The 15273-nt window shown below is 66.9% G+C and carries 15 protein-coding genes; 9 read left to right on the top strand and 6 right to left on the bottom strand.

All coding sequences use genetic code 11. The annotated features are described in order from the left end of the window. Nucleotides 1–37: 37 nt before the first annotated feature. A complete protein-coding gene (locus IDF66_RS15825; protein WP_164306985.1) occupies nt 38–385 on the top strand; it encodes a helix-turn-helix domain-containing protein in 348 nt (115 codons plus the stop codon). A gap of 29 nt (nt 386–414) precedes the next feature. Here the strand turns inward: IDF66_RS15825 and IDF66_RS15820 are convergent, their stop codons facing one another. The 4 genes from IDF66_RS15820 to trhA all read right to left on the bottom strand — a co-directional run bounded on the left by IDF66_RS15820 (nt 415) and on the right by trhA (nt 4156). Further along, nucleotides 415–1005 (bottom strand): ClpP family protease, encoded by a 591-nt coding sequence (locus IDF66_RS15820; protein WP_190267684.1) that lies wholly within the window; start codon nt 1003–1005, stop codon nt 415–417. Further along, the gene (locus IDF66_RS15815) at nt 1002–1616 is read right to left on the bottom strand and encodes a ClpP family protease (protein ID WP_190267683.1); all 615 of its coding nucleotides are present in this window, start codon (nt 1614–1616) and stop codon (nt 1002–1004) included. The genes IDF66_RS15820 and IDF66_RS15815 overlap by 4 nt, the downstream gene beginning before the upstream one ends. A gap of 92 nt (nt 1617–1708) precedes the next feature. Then, nucleotides 1709–3325, bottom strand: coding sequence for an alkaline phosphatase D family protein (locus tag IDF66_RS15810; RefSeq protein WP_190267682.1), 1617 nt, complete (start codon nt 3323–3325; stop codon nt 1709–1711). Nucleotides 3326–3484: 159 nt separating this feature from the next. Beyond that, nucleotides 3485–4156 (bottom strand): PAQR family membrane homeostasis protein TrhA, encoded by a 672-nt coding sequence (gene trhA, locus IDF66_RS15805; RefSeq protein WP_190267681.1) that lies wholly within the window; start codon nt 4154–4156, stop codon nt 3485–3487. 46 nt (nt 4157–4202) lie between these two features. On the opposite strand from trhA, the gene IDF66_RS15800 reads away from it, so the two are divergent. Beyond that, complete coding sequence (locus tag IDF66_RS15800; RefSeq protein ID WP_190267680.1) at nt 4203–4985, top strand: isoprenyl transferase; 783 nt, start codon at nt 4203–4205, stop codon at nt 4983–4985. Nucleotides 4986–4996: 11 nt separating this feature from the next. Here the strand turns inward: IDF66_RS15800 and pdxR are convergent, their stop codons facing one another. Beyond that, nucleotides 4997–6499, bottom strand: a complete 1503-nt coding sequence (gene pdxR / locus IDF66_RS15795) for a MocR-like pyridoxine biosynthesis transcription factor PdxR (protein ID WP_190267679.1) — start codon at nt 6497–6499, stop codon at nt 4997–4999. Nucleotides 6500–6587: 88 nt separating this feature from the next. On the opposite strand from pdxR, the gene IDF66_RS15790 reads away from it, so the two are divergent. Both IDF66_RS15790 and IDF66_RS15785 read left to right on the top strand, forming a co-directional pair. Beyond that, nucleotides 6588–7343, top strand: a complete 756-nt coding sequence (locus tag IDF66_RS15790; protein ID WP_190267678.1) for an SDR family oxidoreductase — start codon at nt 6588–6590, stop codon at nt 7341–7343. Beyond that, nucleotides 7340–7825, top strand: coding sequence for a carboxymuconolactone decarboxylase family protein (locus IDF66_RS15785; protein WP_203589202.1), 486 nt, complete (start codon nt 7340–7342; stop codon nt 7823–7825). Before IDF66_RS15790 ends, IDF66_RS15785 begins: the two co-directional genes overlap by 4 nt. Nucleotides 7826–7827: 2 nt before the next feature. Here the strand turns inward: IDF66_RS15785 and coaA are convergent, their stop codons facing one another. Continuing rightward, the gene (coaA, locus tag IDF66_RS15780) at nt 7828–8769 is read right to left on the bottom strand and encodes a type I pantothenate kinase (protein ID WP_164306993.1); all 942 of its coding nucleotides are present in this window, start codon (nt 8767–8769) and stop codon (nt 7828–7830) included. A 51-nt stretch (nt 8770–8820) separates the two neighbouring features. Here coaA and IDF66_RS15775 point away from each other — a divergent pair, with 51 nt between their 5' ends. From IDF66_RS15775 to IDF66_RS15755, 5 genes are all read left to right on the top strand, one after another. Continuing rightward, nucleotides 8821–10059, top strand: coding sequence for a DUF885 domain-containing protein (locus IDF66_RS15775; RefSeq protein ID WP_190267677.1), 1239 nt, complete (start codon nt 8821–8823; stop codon nt 10057–10059). 41 nt (nt 10060–10100) lie between these two features. Next, nucleotides 10101–11378, top strand: coding sequence for a serine hydroxymethyltransferase (gene glyA / locus IDF66_RS15770; RefSeq protein WP_190268033.1), 1278 nt, complete (start codon nt 10101–10103; stop codon nt 11376–11378). Nucleotides 11379–11436: 58 nt separating this feature from the next. Then, entirely contained in the window at nt 11437–12309 is an 873-nt protein-coding gene (locus IDF66_RS15765) for an acyl-ACP desaturase (protein WP_190267676.1), read from the top strand. Between the two features lie 304 nt (nt 12310–12613). Beyond that, nucleotides 12614–13915 carry a PhoH family protein gene (locus IDF66_RS15760; protein WP_190267675.1) on the top strand — a complete coding sequence of 434 codons (1302 nt, stop codon included), beginning with the start codon at nt 12614–12616 and terminating at the stop codon, nt 13913–13915. A 398-nt stretch (nt 13916–14313) separates the two neighbouring features. Beyond that, entirely contained in the window at nt 14314–15243 is a 930-nt protein-coding gene (locus IDF66_RS15755) for a L,D-transpeptidase family protein (RefSeq protein ID WP_190267674.1), read from the top strand. Nucleotides 15244–15273: the final 30 nt, after the last annotated feature.

Genomic DNA, 15273 nt, shown 5'->3' with positions numbered 1-15273 from the left:
TCGGTGCCGACGGTCGGTGGCGACCTACCATCGGTCCATGGACGCCGGACTGCAGAGAGCCGAACCCCTGTGGCGCGAGGTCACCGGACGCGTCATCCGACGGCATCGTCACGACCGCGGCGAACGACTGGTGGAGACCGCGCGGCGCGCAGGGGTCTCGAGTCAGTATCTCTCCGAGATCGAGCGAGGTCGCAAGGATGCCTCGTCGGAACTGCTCGCCGCGGTCGCCGGCGCTCTCGGACTGACACTGCTCGACCTCACGCGCGAGGTGACCGTCGAGTTGTCGCGGAGGACCGCGGTGCCCGTGCTGCGCGCGGTGACCGCCCAGGCACCCGCGGTGGCACCGATGGGTGCGATCCGGGGGCCGCTCGCGCTGGCGGCCTGAGCAGTCCGACGTCGTGGGTGGTCGGGTGGCTACCCGCGGGTGTCGATGATCCGATCGGCCAGTCCGTAGGAGACGATCTCCTCGGCCCGCAGCACCCGGTCTCGGTCGGTGTCTCGCCGCAGCGTCTCCACCTCCTGACCGGTGTGTCGGCTCATCGCCTTCTCGATCTCCTCGCGGACCCGCAGGATCTCCTCGGCCGCCAGGATCAGGTCGGGGATGGTGCCACGTCCCTGACCCGAGGGTTGATGCAGCAGTACCCGAGCGTGCGGGAGTACCGAGCGTCGTCCTGGGCTTCCCGCCGCGAGGAGCAGCGCGGTCGACGAGAGCGCCTGCCCGACACAGGTGGTGGCGATCGGGGCATGGCAGTACTGCATGGTGTCGTACAGGGCGAAGGTCGCCATCACCGCGCCGCCCGTCGAATTGATGTACAGGTCGATCGGTGCGTCGGGGTTGTCGGAATCGAGGTGGAGGATCTGAGCGATCAACGCGTTCGCGACGCCGTCGTCGATCTCGGTGCCCAGATAGATGATCCGCTCGTCGAGAAGATGACTGTAGACATCCATCACCCGCTCGCCGTTCGGGGTCCGGCTGATCACATTGGGGATCGTGTAGCCACTCACCGTGCCACCCCGAATCCGGTGGAAGCGGGTTTCAGCGGACGGATCTGCGTCAGGTCGTCGACGACATGGTCGATGAATCCGTAGTCGATCGATTCCTCGGCGGTGAAGACGTGGTCACGCAGAGAATCCGCGAAGATCTTCTCGACCGGCTGGCCGGTCTGCTGGGCGATGATCGTCAGAACAGTGTCGCGGACATGCCGGAGGTCGTCTGCCTGGAGTTCGATGTCGGGCGCGTAGCCGCCGATGCCCGCGGACCCCTGATGTAGCAGGACCTTGGCGTGGCGGAGCGCGTACCGCTTGCCGCGCGTTCCGTTGCACAGCAGGAATTGCCCTGCACTGTAAGCCATTCCGAGATCCACGGTGCTCACATCGTTGGGGATCAGACGCATCGTGTCCATGATGGCGAGCATGGCCGGAACGGAACCGCCGGGCGAGTTGATCCACAGTCCGATGTCGGCCACCGGGTCCTCGGACGCCAGCATGACCAGCTGTGCACACATCTGGCTGCCGATTTCGTCGTCGAGCGTCGAGTCGAGCATCAGGATGCGTTGGCTCAGCAGGTTTTCCGCGGTTCGTTTGCGAAGGGGGAGAAAGCGTTGGTCGTCACTCATACCCCGATCCTGCGCCGCTCCCGTCGGGTCTCGCATCGGCACGCTGCCGCACGCAGAACGATGCTGCCGTGAGCAGTGCGCGATTCGGGTGATCAGATCACGTCGACGATCGGCCGGGCATTCGGGATGGTGATGAGGGCACGACGATGTAGCCGCGCCGACGGTGCCGCGATCGAGTCGGCCACCCGGTACTCGGCCTCCCATCGATCCGCCTGCAGGCGGTTGAGCACGTAACCTCGCTGAGCGTTCCCGAACCGGACGTGTGGTGAAGCGGCCTTGATCGCCCGGTCGGTTGCGTCGCTGTCTTCGCCGTCGCCTCCCGACGAGATCGACGTACCGGCCAATTCGACACCGACGGTGGGTGATTCGCCCCGATAGGTCGATCGGAGCTCGGACACCGCGTTCCGGTGGATGTCACCGACGATCGAGACGAGATTTGTCACCCCACGCCGTCGGGCGCCGTCGAGCACCCGGGCCCTGGAGGCCTCGTAGCCGCTCCACCCGTCCATGCTCACCTCCCGGACGCCGTTCTCTGCGTGGGCGAGGTCGGCGATGGTGGTCTGATGTGCCAGCACGTTCCATCGATGCCCGCTGCGCGAGAAACCGTCGAGCAGCCATCGTTCCTGCGCGGCGCCGGTGATCGTGCGGCGGGGATCGGCGGTGGGGCCGTTCTGCGCGGTGTCGTCGTCGCCGTTGGCCTGGTCGCTGCGGAAGGTCCTCGTGTCGAGGACGTTGAACTCGACGAGGTCGCCGAAACCGAAGCGGCGATAGGCGCGGATGTCGGCGCCGTGGGGCTGCTGTGCGACCCGCACCGGCGTGTTCTCCCACCACGCCCTGAGTCCCCGCGCCCGCCGGAGCAGGAACGCCGGGATCGGCTGATCGTCCTCGGGAATCGCTGCCGCCCAGTTGTTGTCCACCTCGTGGTCATCGAAGACCGTGATGAACGGGCTGGTCCGGTGGATCTCGCGCAGGTGTGAGTCGAGTTTGTAGAGCGCGTAGCGATCTCGGTAATCGTCGAGGTCCATCGCCTCGCGGTGGGCGGATTCGGGCATCGCGCTGGTCCGGCGCCGCCCGCCGTTGCCGGGTATCGGTTTCTCGTAGATGTAGTCGCCGAGGTGGAAGACCACGTCGGGAGCGTGGGAGGCCATGTCGGCGGAGGCGACGTAGTGACCGTCGGCCCACGACTGACAGGAGGCGAACGCGAACGTCAGTGCGGCTGCGTGGGCTGCCGGGGCGGTACGCGTTCTGCCGATCTCGGAGATGTCTCCTGCCGCGCGGAATCGAAAGAAGTACTCCCGCGCCGGCTCGAGCCCGCGGACATCGACGTGGATGCTGTGCCCGTTGCCTGCGGTGGCGGGAGCCCGGCCGCGCCGGACGACACGGCGCATCGACTCGTCGGTGGCGAGCTCCCAATCGACGGGTATGGGGGCCGCACCCATTCCGCCGCCGCGCGCCAGTGGGTTCCGGGCGAGCCTGGTCCACAGCACCACCCCGTCCGGCAGCGGGTCGCCGGAGGCGACCCCGAGGGTGAACAGGTGATCGCCGAGGCGGGGCGTACCGGACGACGCCGGCGTGTCACCGAGGAGACCGGGGACGACGGCCAACCCGCAGGCGACGCCGGTCCAGGTGAGGAATCTACGACGTGTCATGCCGACACGCAGTGTCTTGTCGGGGGTGATGGAGACGTCCGGCAGGTCGGTGCTGGGCATGGGGTAAGCCGACCAATGCCGACTGACCGGATGTCGTCCGCCGGCTTGATGTCCGGTGATGACCGGATGAAGACGCGGTCACGGCGTTCGACGTGGATTCGTCCCAGTGGTGTCCGGCCGCGGTGGTGTCGGGCGGCGGTGGTGTCGACGAGACGCAGATCAGGCGGTGAGCACGAGCCAGACGGCGATGTAGTGCATGAGGGCAGCGACCGCGGTGCACGCGTGGAAGACCTCGTGATGCCCGAACGTGGTGGGCCACGGGTCAGGCCAGCGGGCGGCGTACAGGATGCCGCCGACGGTGTAGAACACACCACCGACAGCCAGCAGCACGATGACCATCCAGCCGACCTGACGGACCAGGGCTGGGGCGACGGCGATGATCACCCAGCCGAGCAGGGTGTAGAGCGCGACGCCGAGCCCGCGTGGTGCCGACGGCCAGACGAGCTTGAGTGCCACGCCGGCGATCGCGCCGATCCACACGATGCCGAGTACCCACCATCGGACCTCGTCGGGGAGGGCGAGCGCGCAGAACGGCGTATAGGTTCCCGCGATGAACAGGAAGATCATCGAATGGTCTGCACGCTTCATCCGGATCTGCGCGCGCGGCGTCTTCCAGGGGATCCGGTGGTAACTCGCGCTCACCGCGAAGACGCCGAAGACCGTCACCGCATAGATTGCACAGGCGACCGCCGCGCCGGGGCCGCGCAGCACGCCCGCTCCGATCACCACCGCCAGTCCGGCGCACGCGGCCACCAACGCGGAGTATTGATGGATGACACCGCGTAGTCGGGGTTTGATGGCCGCGATCGGGTCATCCGTCAGGGTGCTCACGCAACCTACGGTACCGTAACTTTTGAGCCGATAGGATCAGGCAGCGATGAAACTTCTTCCCGATCGGCTGCGGCGACCGATGCTGAGCGTCTACGAACGCCGACTCGTTCAGCTCATGGATTCCTCGCGCCTACCTCGTCACGTCGCGATCATCTGTGACGGCAACCGTCGATGGGCCCGCGACGCCGGGTTCGAGGACGTCAGTCACGGTCACCGCGTAGGTGCGCAGCGAATCGCCGAGATGCTGTCGTGGTGTGCCGAGCTGGGGATCTCGACGGTCACGATCTACCTGCTGTCCACCGAGAATCTGCAGCGCGCCTCCGATGAACTCGATGCCCTGATGGAGATCGTGCCCGACATCGTCGAGGAGATCTCGGGCCCCGAGGGGGATTGGCGGGTACGTATCGTCGGTTCGCTGGCGCAACTGCCGGATGAGGTGGCCGCTCGGCTGCAGAAGGCGTCGGACCGGACACACGAGCGCGACGGGATGAATGTCAACGTCGCGGTCGGATACGGCGGCCGACAGGAGATCGTCGATGCCGTGCAGTCACTGTTGCGCGAGAGTCTCGCCACCGGTGACAGTCCTGAGGAGATGATCGGTGCCGTCACCGTGGACGCGATCGACCGCAACCTCTACACGAAGGGGCAGCCGGATCCGGACCTGGTCATCCGCACCTCCGGTGAACAGCGCCTGTCCGGGTTCCTCCTCTGGCAGAGCGCCTACTCGGAGATCTGGTTCACCGACGCGTATTGGCCGGAGTTCCGCCGGGTCGACTACCTGCGGGCGTTGCGTGACTACTCGGCACGGAGTCGCCGCTTCGGCAAGTGACCGGTCGCTTCTCATCGGTGGGCTCGCTCCGCGGTGACGAGGTGGTCGGTGATCAGGGCGACCAGGGCATCGACATCGACCGCGAACGTGGAGGCCGCCGGAGTGCCGAAGCCCACGACGATGCCTCCCGTCCGCGAGCCTGCTGGGTCACCACCCCCGACGGCGGGGACGGGTGCGGCCGGGTGACGGAACAAACCCAGCGGCGCCAGGGCGAATCCGCGTCGCTCGGCGGCGCGGGCGATGATCGGTTCCAGCGCGGCGGGGATCGGGATCACCGCGTGCAGTCCGGCGGCGATCCCGGGTAGCCCGAGGCCGGCCTCGGCGAGGCGTGCGGTCAGGCGATCGCGGCGTCGCCGGTAGTACTGCCTGCTGCGTCGGATGTGCCGGTCGTAGGCGCCGGAATCGATCAGGTCGGCGAGGACCAGCTGGTCGACGATGCTGGCGTCCGGTTCGCGAATCCCCTTGGACCGCACCACCGTGTCGACCAGATGTGGCGGCAGGACGAGCCATGCGATGCGCACGGCGGGGGACAGGCTCTTGCTGACCGAGCCGGTGTGGATCACCACATCGGGGCCGAGCGACTGGAGGGCGCCGATCGGTTCGCGGTCATATCGGAGTTCGCCGTCGTAGTCGTCCTCGACGACCAGCCTGCGCCCGGCGCGTGCCCAGTCGATGACCTCGGCTCGTCTGGTGGGCGACAGCGGGACCCCGGTCGGGAACTGATGACTCGGCGTCAGGAGTACCCCGCACGCGTCGGCAGCGAGTTCGCCGATGATCGCACCCCCGGCGTCGATCGCGACCGGGGTGGTCGCCGTCCCGGCACGTTCGATCACGGCCCGGTGAAACGGGAGGCCGTGACTCTCGACGGCGAGAGGCCCGTCGAAGACATTGCGGGACAGCAATTCCAGGGCATGCATCACCGATGTGGTGAGGACGATCTGTTCCGGGTCGGCCTCGACCCCGCGGGCGCGGGACAAGTAGGCCGCCAGGGATCGGCGCAAGGGAGCGCTGCCCTGCGGGTGGCCCGGGCCGAAGGCCTCGTCCGGGGCGGCCATGATGGCCCGGCGGGTGGACGCCACCCAGTCGGTGCGCGGGAACAGGGACGGATTCGGTTGGCCGAGCGCGAAATCGTGTACCGGTGTCGGGGCCGGCGGCCGCGCCGAGTCGGCCGGCCGGGATGCCGGCTGCCGTGCGGTGGCGGCGACCCGGGTTCCCGAACCCTGCCGGGCCACGAGCCATCCTTCGGCGATCAACTCCTGGTACACCGCAGAAACCGTCCCGCGTGCGAGTCCGACGTCGGCGGCCAGCGACCGGTACGGCGGGAGTCGGGTGCCTGCGGGGAGGCGTCCGTCGTCGATGGCGGCGCGCAGGGCGGCGGCCAGCGAGCGGCGTAGCCGGGCACCTCGCCCACGCGCGCTGGCCGACGGATCCGGTTGCAGGTCGAGAAAGAGATCCGTGCCGAGTCGTTGGGCGACCTGCTCCCAGGGATCTGAATTGGCCTGCATATTCACCATCGAATTGAACCACTTTTGTGATGCAATCTGCTCCTAGTCTGTATTTCGACAACATCGGAGAGTGCGACGGGATCGAGAGGACGAGGACATGAAAGTGGTCATACTGGGCGCGAGCGGCGAGATCGGCAGGTCGTTGAGCGACCGGCTTCGAGACCGAGGCGTCGATGTGCTTGCGGCGCAACGGTCCAGTGGCGTCGATGCCTACACGGGCACTGGTCTCGTGGAGAGTTTCGCCGGAGCCGATGCGGTGGTGGACTGCACGAACATCGTGACGACCAAGGCGGCGGCGGCCATCGACTTCTACGCCACCGTGGCCGCCAATGTGGCCGCCGCCGCGATCGAGGCCGGTGTCGACCGCGTCATCTGTCTGTCGATCATCAACGCCGCCGACCCTGCGGTCAACGCGAAATTCGGCTATTACCAGGGCAAGGCGGCCCAAGAGGAGGCCTACCGCGGCGCTCTGGGGGCGGACCGGCTCACGGTGGTCCGATCGGCCCAGTGGTACGAGCTCGCGCGGCAGATGATGGGTACGTTGCGTCTCGGTCCGCTCGCGGCCGTGCCGCATATGCGATGCCGTCCGCTGTCGTCGGCGGACGCCGCGGCGGCGGTGGCCGATGTGGTGATGGCGCCGAACGGCTCCGACGTCGAGGTGGCAGGACCCGAGGTGCTCGATCTCACCGACATCGGGAAGGCCATCGCCCGGCGGGCGGGGGCACCGAGGTGGGTGATCGGCGTGAAGGTCGGTGGACAGGCGATCCGCGACGGTGGTCTGCTACCCGATGCCCCGACGGTGATCGCACCGACGACCCTCGAAGAATGGCTGGACAAGGAGTACGCGGCATGACGACCCTGCAGGACAACGTTCCCGATACCCGACGGATGTGGCTGCCGGGCAACAATCCCGGTGTCTACAAGGCGCTCGTCGCGCTGCAACGTGCCTCGTCGGAAGGACTGGAGGCCACCCTCGGCGAACTGATCAAGATCCGCGCGTCCCAGGTGAACGGCTGCGCATACTGTCTGCACATGCATCTCTCCGATGCGCTCGCCGCGGGGATGGAGCCGATCACCCTCGGGATGGTGTCGGTGTGGGCCGAGGCGCCGCATCTGTTCTCGGAGCGGGAGCGGGCGGCGTTGGAGCTCACCGAGGCGGTCACGCGACTGGGGGAGCGCGGTGTCCCCGATGACGTCTTCGGCAGGGCCCGTGCCGTTTTCGACGAGTTCGAACTCGGTCAGGTGGTGGCCTCGATCGTGATGATCAACGCATGGAACAGGATCGCCGTGACGGGTCGGTATCCGGCCGGACTCGATGAGCGCCGTACCCGTTGAGACTACAACTTGCGCAACCGGACCCGATTGATCGAATGGTCGGCGTCCTTGCGTAACACGAGGGTCGCCCGCGGCCGGGTGGGCAGGATGTTCTCGATCAGATTGGGTCGGTTGATCGACGTCCAGAGGTCGCGGGCGGCCACGGTGGCCTGCTCGTCGGTCAACGACGAGTAGTAGTGGAAATGCGATTCGGGGTCGGCGAACGACGTCGTACGCATCTGCAGGAACCGCGAGACGTACCACTGCTCGATGTCGGCCGTCTTCGCGTCGACGTAGATCGAGAAGTCGAACAGGTCCGAGACCATCAGGGTGGGTCCGGTCTGCAGCACGTTCAGACCCTCGAGGATCAGGATGTCCGGTTGGCGGACATAGTGTTTCACGTCAGGGACGATGTCGTAGGCGATGTGTGAATAGACCGGCGCGGTGACCTCGCGGGCACCCGACTTGACCTCTGTGACGAACCGGAGCAGGGAGCGACGGTCGTAGGACTCGGGGAATCCCTTGCGGTGCATGATTCCCCGGCGCTCGAGTTCCGCGGTCGGCAGGAGGAAGCCGTCCGTGGTCACCAGGTCGACCTTGGGATGTGACTCCCAGCGGGCGAGCAGAGCGGCGAGGACGCGCGCCGTGGTCGACTTCCCGACGGCGACGCTGCCGGCGATCCCGATGACGAACGGCACCTGGCGGTTGGTCTGGCGTTCGCCGAGGAACGTCGACGTCGCCGCGAAGAGTCGCTGTCGTGCCGCGATCTGCAGATGGATCAGACGGGACAGCGGGAGATAGACGTCCGCGACCTCGTCGAGGTCGACCTGCTCGCCGAGTCCCACGAGTTGCTGGAGCTCGTTGTCGTTGAGGACCAGCGGCATCGATTCACGCAGTTCACGCCACTGTCGACGGTCGAGCTCCAGATACAGACTGGGATCGCGCCCGGTCGTGTCGCGTGCCATGGTCCTACAGCTTAGGGCGCACTGTTTCGGCCCGATCGGTAGCCTCCGTTCATGGCCTCCTCATCTGCCGCCGGTTCCGCTGCATCGCCCGCTTCGGTCACCGAGTATCTGCGTCTCGGACTCGCCTTCGACCGTCTCGAGGAAGGTTTCGTGGACGCGTACACCGGGAACCCGGCGCTGCGGACCGACGTGGCGAACGGTCCCGCACCCGAGCCGTCGGCACTGGCGGACCGTGCCCGCGGTCTGCGTCGCGAGCTGCCCGGCGAGCTGCCATCCGCGCGGGCCGACTTCATCGGGGCCCACCTGTCGGCGCTCGAATGCTCGGCACGGAAGTTCGCAGGCGAGGAGATCGGTTTCGTCGACGAGGTCCGTGCGTACTTCGACGTCGACATCACGATGGGCGATCCGCAGACCTACCGGGAGGCACACGCCGCGATGGCGGTCGAACTCGGTGTGCCCGACGCATCGGGCGATGCGCTCGCCGACGCGTATGCGGCACACCGTCGCTCCGACGAGATCCCGGCCGACCGCGTCGACGAGTGCGTGCGGGCCTTCAGCGGGGCACTGCGTGAGCGTGTGCGGTCGGAGTTCGTGCTCCCGGACAGCGAGCTGGTCGAGTTCGACGTGGTCACCGACAAACCCTGGTCGGGTTTCAACTACTACCTCGGCGACTACCGCTCCCGTGTCGCGATCAATGTCGATCTCACACAGCACATGTCGTCACTGCCGCACCTGATAGCGCACGAGGCCTACCCGGGACACCACACCGAGCACTGCCGGAAGGAGGAGCTCCTCGTCGGCGGTGGACAGCAGGAGCAGAGCATCTTCCTGGTGAACACACCGCAGTGCCTGATGGCCGAGGGACTCGCCGACCATGCGCTCGTAGCCGCGGTCGGACCGGACTGGGGACTGTGGGCCCAGGAGATCTATGCGGACCTCGGCCTGCGCTTCGACGGTGAGCGAGCCCAGCGGATGTCGCGCGCATCGAGCGGTCTGCTCGGTGTGCGTCAGGATGCGGCACTGCTCCTGCACGACCGGCACGCGGATCAGAACGAGGTTGCCGCCTTCCTGCAGCGATGGCTCCTGGCGCCACCGGAGCGGGCCCGTCAGATGCTGCGATTCCTCACCTCGCCCCTGTGGCGCGCCTACATCTCCACCTACGTCGAGGGCTACCGGTTGCTGGGTACGTGGCTCGATGCGGTACCCGACCACGACCGCCTCGCCCGGTTCGGCCGGCTGCTCGACGAACCGCTCATCCCATCGCAGCTGAGAGCCGAACTCGGGGTCTGAGTACCGGGCCCATAGACTTGTCGACCATGAGCCTGAATTCGATGTCCCTGGCCGAACTCGACCCGGACGTTGCCGCTGCGATGAACGGCGAGCTGAGCCGCCAGCGCGACACGCTCGAGATGATCGCGTCGGAGAATTTCGTTCCGCGCGCGGTCCTGCAGGCGCAGGGGAGCGTGCTCACCAACAAGTACGCGGAGGGATACCCGGGCCGCCGCTATTACGGCGGATGTGAGTACGTCGACGTGGTCGAGGACATCGCGCGCGATCGTGCCAAGGAGTTGTTCGGTGCCGACTTCGCGAACGTCCAGCCGCATTCGGGTGCGCAGGCGAACGCAGCGGTGCTGATGGCCCTGATGAACCCGGGCGAGAAATTGTTGGGACTCGACCTCGCCCACGGCGGTCACCTGACCCACGGGATGCGGTTGAACTTCTCCGGCAAGCTCTACGAGAACCATTTCTACGGAGTCAGCAAAGAGGACTTCCGGATCGACATGGACGAGGTACGCAAGATCGCGCGGGACGTCCGGCCGAAGGTGATCTGCGCGGGCTGGTCCGCCTACCCGCGGACCCTCGACTTCGAGGCGTTCCGGTCGATCGCCGACGAGGTGGGGGCCTACCTGTGGACCGACATGGCCCATTTCGCCGGGCTCGTCGCCGCGGGTCTGCACCCGTCACCGGTTCCGCACTCCGATGTCGTGTCGTCGACCATCCACAAGACCCTGGGCGGTCCGCGATCGGGACTGATCCTGGCGAAGCAGGAGTGGGCGAAGAAGCTCAACTCGGCGGTGTTCCCCGGACAGCAGGGCGGACCGCTCATGCACGCGATCGCGGGCAAGGCCGTCGCTCTGAAGATCGCCGGGACCGAGGAGTTCGCCGAGCGGCAGCGCCGCACTCTGTCGGGAGCGAAGCTGCTCGCCGAACGCCTCACCGGCTCCGACGTCGAGAAGGCAGGCGTGTCGGTCCTGACCGGTGGCACCGACGTGCACCTCGTCCTGGTCGACCTGCGCAACAGTCAGCTCGACGGTCAGCAGGCCGAGGATCTGCTGCATCAGATCGGAATCACGGTGAACCGCAACGCGGTGCCGTTCGACCCGCGTCCGCCGATGGTCACCTCGGGCCTGCGCATCGGTACGCCGGCGCTCGCGACCCGCGGCTTCGGCGACGAACAGTTCACCGAGGTCGCAGACATCATTGGCACTGCGCTCGCGACCGGACAGGACGCCGACGTGTCGGCGTTGCGTGGCCGCGTCTCGGCACTCGCACTCGACTTCCCCCTCTACGACGGGTTGGAAGAATGGGGTCTGATGAGCCGGGTCTGACCCCGGCGCGCCGGACGGGATTGGCCTACCGCACCGGGTGTGCCTATCCTGTCTGACGATGAACGCATTGACCGAGGACGAGCTGATCATCGCGCTGGAAAAGGCGCTGCCCGAGATCGCCGAGGAGCACCAGGCGGCGGCCAACCCATGGAACCCGCACGACTGGGTGCCGTGGGAGTCGGGCCGCAACTTCGCCTTCCTCGGCGGTGACGACTGGGATCCGTCGCAGGCGTCGTTGTCGGACGAGGCGCGGGCCGCGGTGTTGGCACTGCTGCTCACCAAGGACAACCTGCCGTCCTACCACCGCGTTCTCGCGATTCATTTCCCGGCGTTCTCCGACTGGCGTCAGCTCGTCGGCGTCTGGACAGCCGAGGACAATCGGCATGCGATCGTCCTGCGTGATTATCTGGTGGTGACCCGCGCCATCGATCCGGTCGATGCCGAGGAACGCCGTCGCATCCACGTGACGGCCGGCTACCGCCAGCACACCGAGGATGTCACCACCATCGGCCCGCTGGACGTGCTGGCGCTGATGGCGGTACACGAGAACCAGTGTGTCGCGTTCATCGAGAAGCTCTCCGCTGCGACCACTGATGACTCCTTCAAGCAGATCCTCGCGAAGATCGCCGGTGACGATGCTGTGCAGGCCAAGACCTTCGCGGCATTCCTGAACGCCGGACTCGTCGCGGATCAGGAAGGCACCGTCCGAGCGCTGGATCGTGCACTGACCGACATCGAGCCGATCGGCTCCGACGTCGTCGATTTCGATGACGAGCGTGCCCTGATCGCCGGTTACGAGGACGACAGCACACGCGCGGCGATCGCCGCGACGCTGGTCGAGCAGCTCAAGCTGGCCAACGTCCACGAGCTCACCGACGATGCCGAGGCCGCACGCCAGCGCATTCTGACGATGGCGGGCGTCGCGGGCTGAACGGTCCCGGCACAGCTCCGTCCGGTTGCCCGTGGGTATATCGCCAGGCAACCCGCGTTAACGCATAATTCACGCCGACACACCCCTTTCGGACGCGCCGAGAGGGGTGTGTCGGCGTACGTTGACCAGTGACGGGCCGCGGGGAAGCGGTTCGTCCGGGAGGTTCGATTCGTGGTGTGCACCAGCAACGCGAGGGGGCCGGCCCCGGTCCTCGTCCACCTCGGCTGACCAGCCGAGTCGGGCAAGAACCAGCCGGTCGTCGCAACCGGTTTGTGCGGGCGCCGCACAAACGTAGGAGCCCTACGTGACCACTCGCACCTACGTCCTCGACACCTCCGTGCTGCTGTCCGATCCCTGGGCGGTCTTGCGCTTCGCCGAACACCACGTGGTCCTGCCGCTGGTGGTCATCGGCGAACTCGAGGGCAAACGCCACCATCACGAGCTCGGTTGGTTCGCGCGGGAATCGTTGCGGATGCTCGACGATCTCCGTCTCGAGCACGGCCGTCTCGACCTCCCGCTGCCCATCGGGGACGAGGGTGGCACTCTCCAGGTGGAGCTCAACCACACCGACCCGGCGGTCTTGCCCGCCGGCTTCCGTACCGAGACCAACGATTCCCGAATCCTCGCCTGCGCGTTGAACCTGCGCGCGGAGGGCAAAGACGTGACCCTGGTGTCCAAGGACACCCCGTTGCGGGTCAAGGCGGGAGCCGTGGGGCTCGCCGCCGACGAGTATCACGCCCAGGACGTCGTGGTCTCCGGGTGGTCGGGAATGACGGAGCTCGACGTGGACTCCACCGTCGTCGACACCCTGTACTCGGAGGGTGTAGTGGATATCGACGAGGCGCGAGAACTACCGTGCCACACCGGTATTCGCATCCTCGGCAACGGTTCGAGCGCGCTCGGCCGGGTGAACGCGGACAAACGTGTGCAGCTGGTGCGCGGCGACCGGGAGGCTTTCGGTCTGCATGGCCGGTCCGCGGAGCAGCGCGTCGCGCTCGATCTCCTGCTCGACGACAGCGTCGGCATCATCTCCCTGGGCGGCAAGGCGGGCACCGGTAAGTCGGCGCTGGCATTGTGTGCAGGCCTCGAAGCGGTGCTGGAGCGCCGCACGCAGCGCAAGGTCGTCGTCTTCCGGCCGCTGTATGCCGTCGGCGGTCAGCAGCTCGGCTATCTTCCGGGCAGTGAGTCGGAGAAGATGGGCCCCTGGGCACAGGCGGTCTTCGACACCTTGGAGGGGCTCGCGTCGCCCGAGGTGATCGAGGAGGTGCTGAGCCGGGGCATGCTCGAGGTCCTACCCCTCACACACATCCGGGGGCGGTCGCTACACGATTCGTTCGTGATCGTCGACGAGGCGCAGTCGCTCGAGCGCAACGTCCTGCTGACCGTGCTCTCGCGGCTGGGTGCCGGCTCGCGTGTGGTGCTCACACACGACGTCGCGCAGCGCGACAACCTGCGAGTCGGTCGTCACGACGGCGTCGCGGCGGTCATCGAGAAATTGAAGGGCCACCCGCTGTTCGCGCATGTCACCCTGACACGGAGCGAGCGTTCGCCGATAGCGGCGCTGGTGACCGAGATGCTGGAGGAGTTCGCGCCCGGGGCCGACTGACCTACGCGGGCAACGCTGTGTCGTCCATCCCGACGACACAGTGCCACAGTGCTGCCGCACCGGTATTCACCGGTGCGGCAGCACAGGCGACGCGTGATCGGTCAGGATCCGAACGTGATCCCGCCGGCGATCAGTTCTGCGAGCGTCGCCCACAGGGCGGTGATGGTGTCGAACGAGCCCATGGTGTCTCCCCCTTTTCGTGGCAAGTCGGGGCATATGTCCCCGACCTGCGTCGACCCTACTTGTCGGCACCGTGATCTGCTGAGTGGGAGCCGACCGCGGCATCCCCAGATGACCGTCCTGGTGATTCGATCCATATCGCACCGTGATCATCACGTGACTCATGGCCTCTTGCGCACTGGCACACTGATGTGGTGCTGAAGTTACTGATGAGGCGAATGAGGTTATTGGGACTACTGGCGATTGCGGTACTCGCCGCCGTCGCCGGAGGTGCCGGCCCAGCTCTGGCTGCTCCGGGCACAACGACCCCGACGTCCCCGTCGACGCCACCGAAGTCGTCCGCGCCGGCGATCCCGGAGACGGGGATCCCATTGCTCGACACGCTGCTGAACAGCCTTGCCGGAAACCTCGGCGGCAGCAGTGCCGAGGCCGACACACGTCAGATGATCGTCGTCACCGCTCCCAAGGCAAACGACACATCCGCCACGCTGACGGGCTTCGAGCGCGGTGCCGACGGGTCCTGGAAACCCGTCATCGGTCCGACGAAGGCATTTCTGGGCTCACTCGGGATGGGGGAGCCCAAGGACAACGTCTATCGCACCCCGGAGGGCACCTTCGGGCTCGATCAGGCCTTCGGACGCCTGGCGAATCCCGGCACCAAGATGCCGTACAAGAAGGTCGACCGCCAGGACTGGTGGGATTCGAACATGAAGTCGCCCACGTACAACACGATGGTCCGGCAGGCGAAGAGCCCTGGAGGCGACAGCGAGAACCTCTACGATTCCGGGCCCGTCTACGACTACGCGGTCAACATCGCCCACAATCCGCAGCGGACCCCCGGTAAGGCGTCGGCGATGTTCCTGCACGTCACCAACAACCAGCCGACCCAGGGATGTGTGGCGATCGACAAGGAACTCATGCGCAAGGTCCTGGTGTGGCTGGACCCGGCGAAGCACCCCAAGATCTCCATCGGCGTCAATCAGGCCGGGCCCCCGGCGAGTTCGGCCGCGCCGCAGTCGAGCGCACCCAACTCGGCCACACCGAACGCCGATTCGCCTGCGATGCCCGGTGCCGATGAGCTGACCCAGCTGCTCGGCCAGTTGACCAGCCTGGTGCCGTCGTTGTTCGGGACCACAACCGGCAGTTAGCTCTTGGCTCCTGAGGTCGGGGACCGGTGG

This window comes from Gordonia hankookensis, from assembly GCF_014673215.1.
GTDB lineage: Bacteria > Actinomycetota > Actinomycetes > Mycobacteriales > Mycobacteriaceae > Gordonia > Gordonia hankookensis.
Note: the sequence above shows the minus strand (reverse complement) of the source record. Positions and strands in the feature narration are given on the sequence as shown.

What these genes read in the sequence shown, in the direction of transcription:
- IDF66_RS15825 (WP_164306985.1), top strand. Translation starts at nt 38, where the DNA reads ATGGACGCCGGACTGCAGAGAGCCGAACCCCTGTGGCGCGAGGTCACC.
- IDF66_RS15815 (WP_190267683.1), bottom strand. Translation starts at nt 1,616, where the DNA reads ATGAGTGACGACCAACGCTTTCTCCCCCTTCGCAAACGAACCGCGGAA.
- IDF66_RS15810 (WP_190267682.1), bottom strand. Translation starts at nt 3,325, where the DNA reads ATGCCCAGCACCGACCTGCCGGACGTCTCCATCACCCCCGACAAGACA.
- IDF66_RS15800 (WP_190267680.1), top strand. Translation starts at nt 4,203, where the DNA reads ATGAAACTTCTTCCCGATCGGCTGCGGCGACCGATGCTGAGCGTCTAC.
- pdxR (WP_190267679.1), bottom strand. Translation starts at nt 6,499, where the DNA reads ATGGTGAATATGCAGGCCAATTCAGATCCCTGGGAGCAGGTCGCCCAA.
- IDF66_RS15790 (WP_190267678.1), top strand. Translation starts at nt 6,588, where the DNA reads ATGAAAGTGGTCATACTGGGCGCGAGCGGCGAGATCGGCAGGTCGTTG.
- IDF66_RS15785 (WP_203589202.1), top strand. Translation starts at nt 7,340, where the DNA reads ATGACGACCCTGCAGGACAACGTTCCCGATACCCGACGGATGTGGCTG.
- coaA (WP_164306993.1), bottom strand. Translation starts at nt 8,769, where the DNA reads ATGGCACGCGACACGACCGGGCGCGATCCCAGTCTGTATCTGGAGCTC.
- IDF66_RS15775 (WP_190267677.1), top strand. Translation starts at nt 8,821, where the DNA reads ATGGCCTCCTCATCTGCCGCCGGTTCCGCTGCATCGCCCGCTTCGGTC.
- glyA (WP_190268033.1), top strand. Translation starts at nt 10,101, where the DNA reads ATGTCCCTGGCCGAACTCGACCCGGACGTTGCCGCTGCGATGAACGGC.
- IDF66_RS15765 (WP_190267676.1), top strand. Translation starts at nt 11,437, where the DNA reads ATGAACGCATTGACCGAGGACGAGCTGATCATCGCGCTGGAAAAGGCG.
- IDF66_RS15755 (WP_190267674.1), top strand. Translation starts at nt 14,314, where the DNA reads ATGAGGTTATTGGGACTACTGGCGATTGCGGTACTCGCCGCCGTCGCC.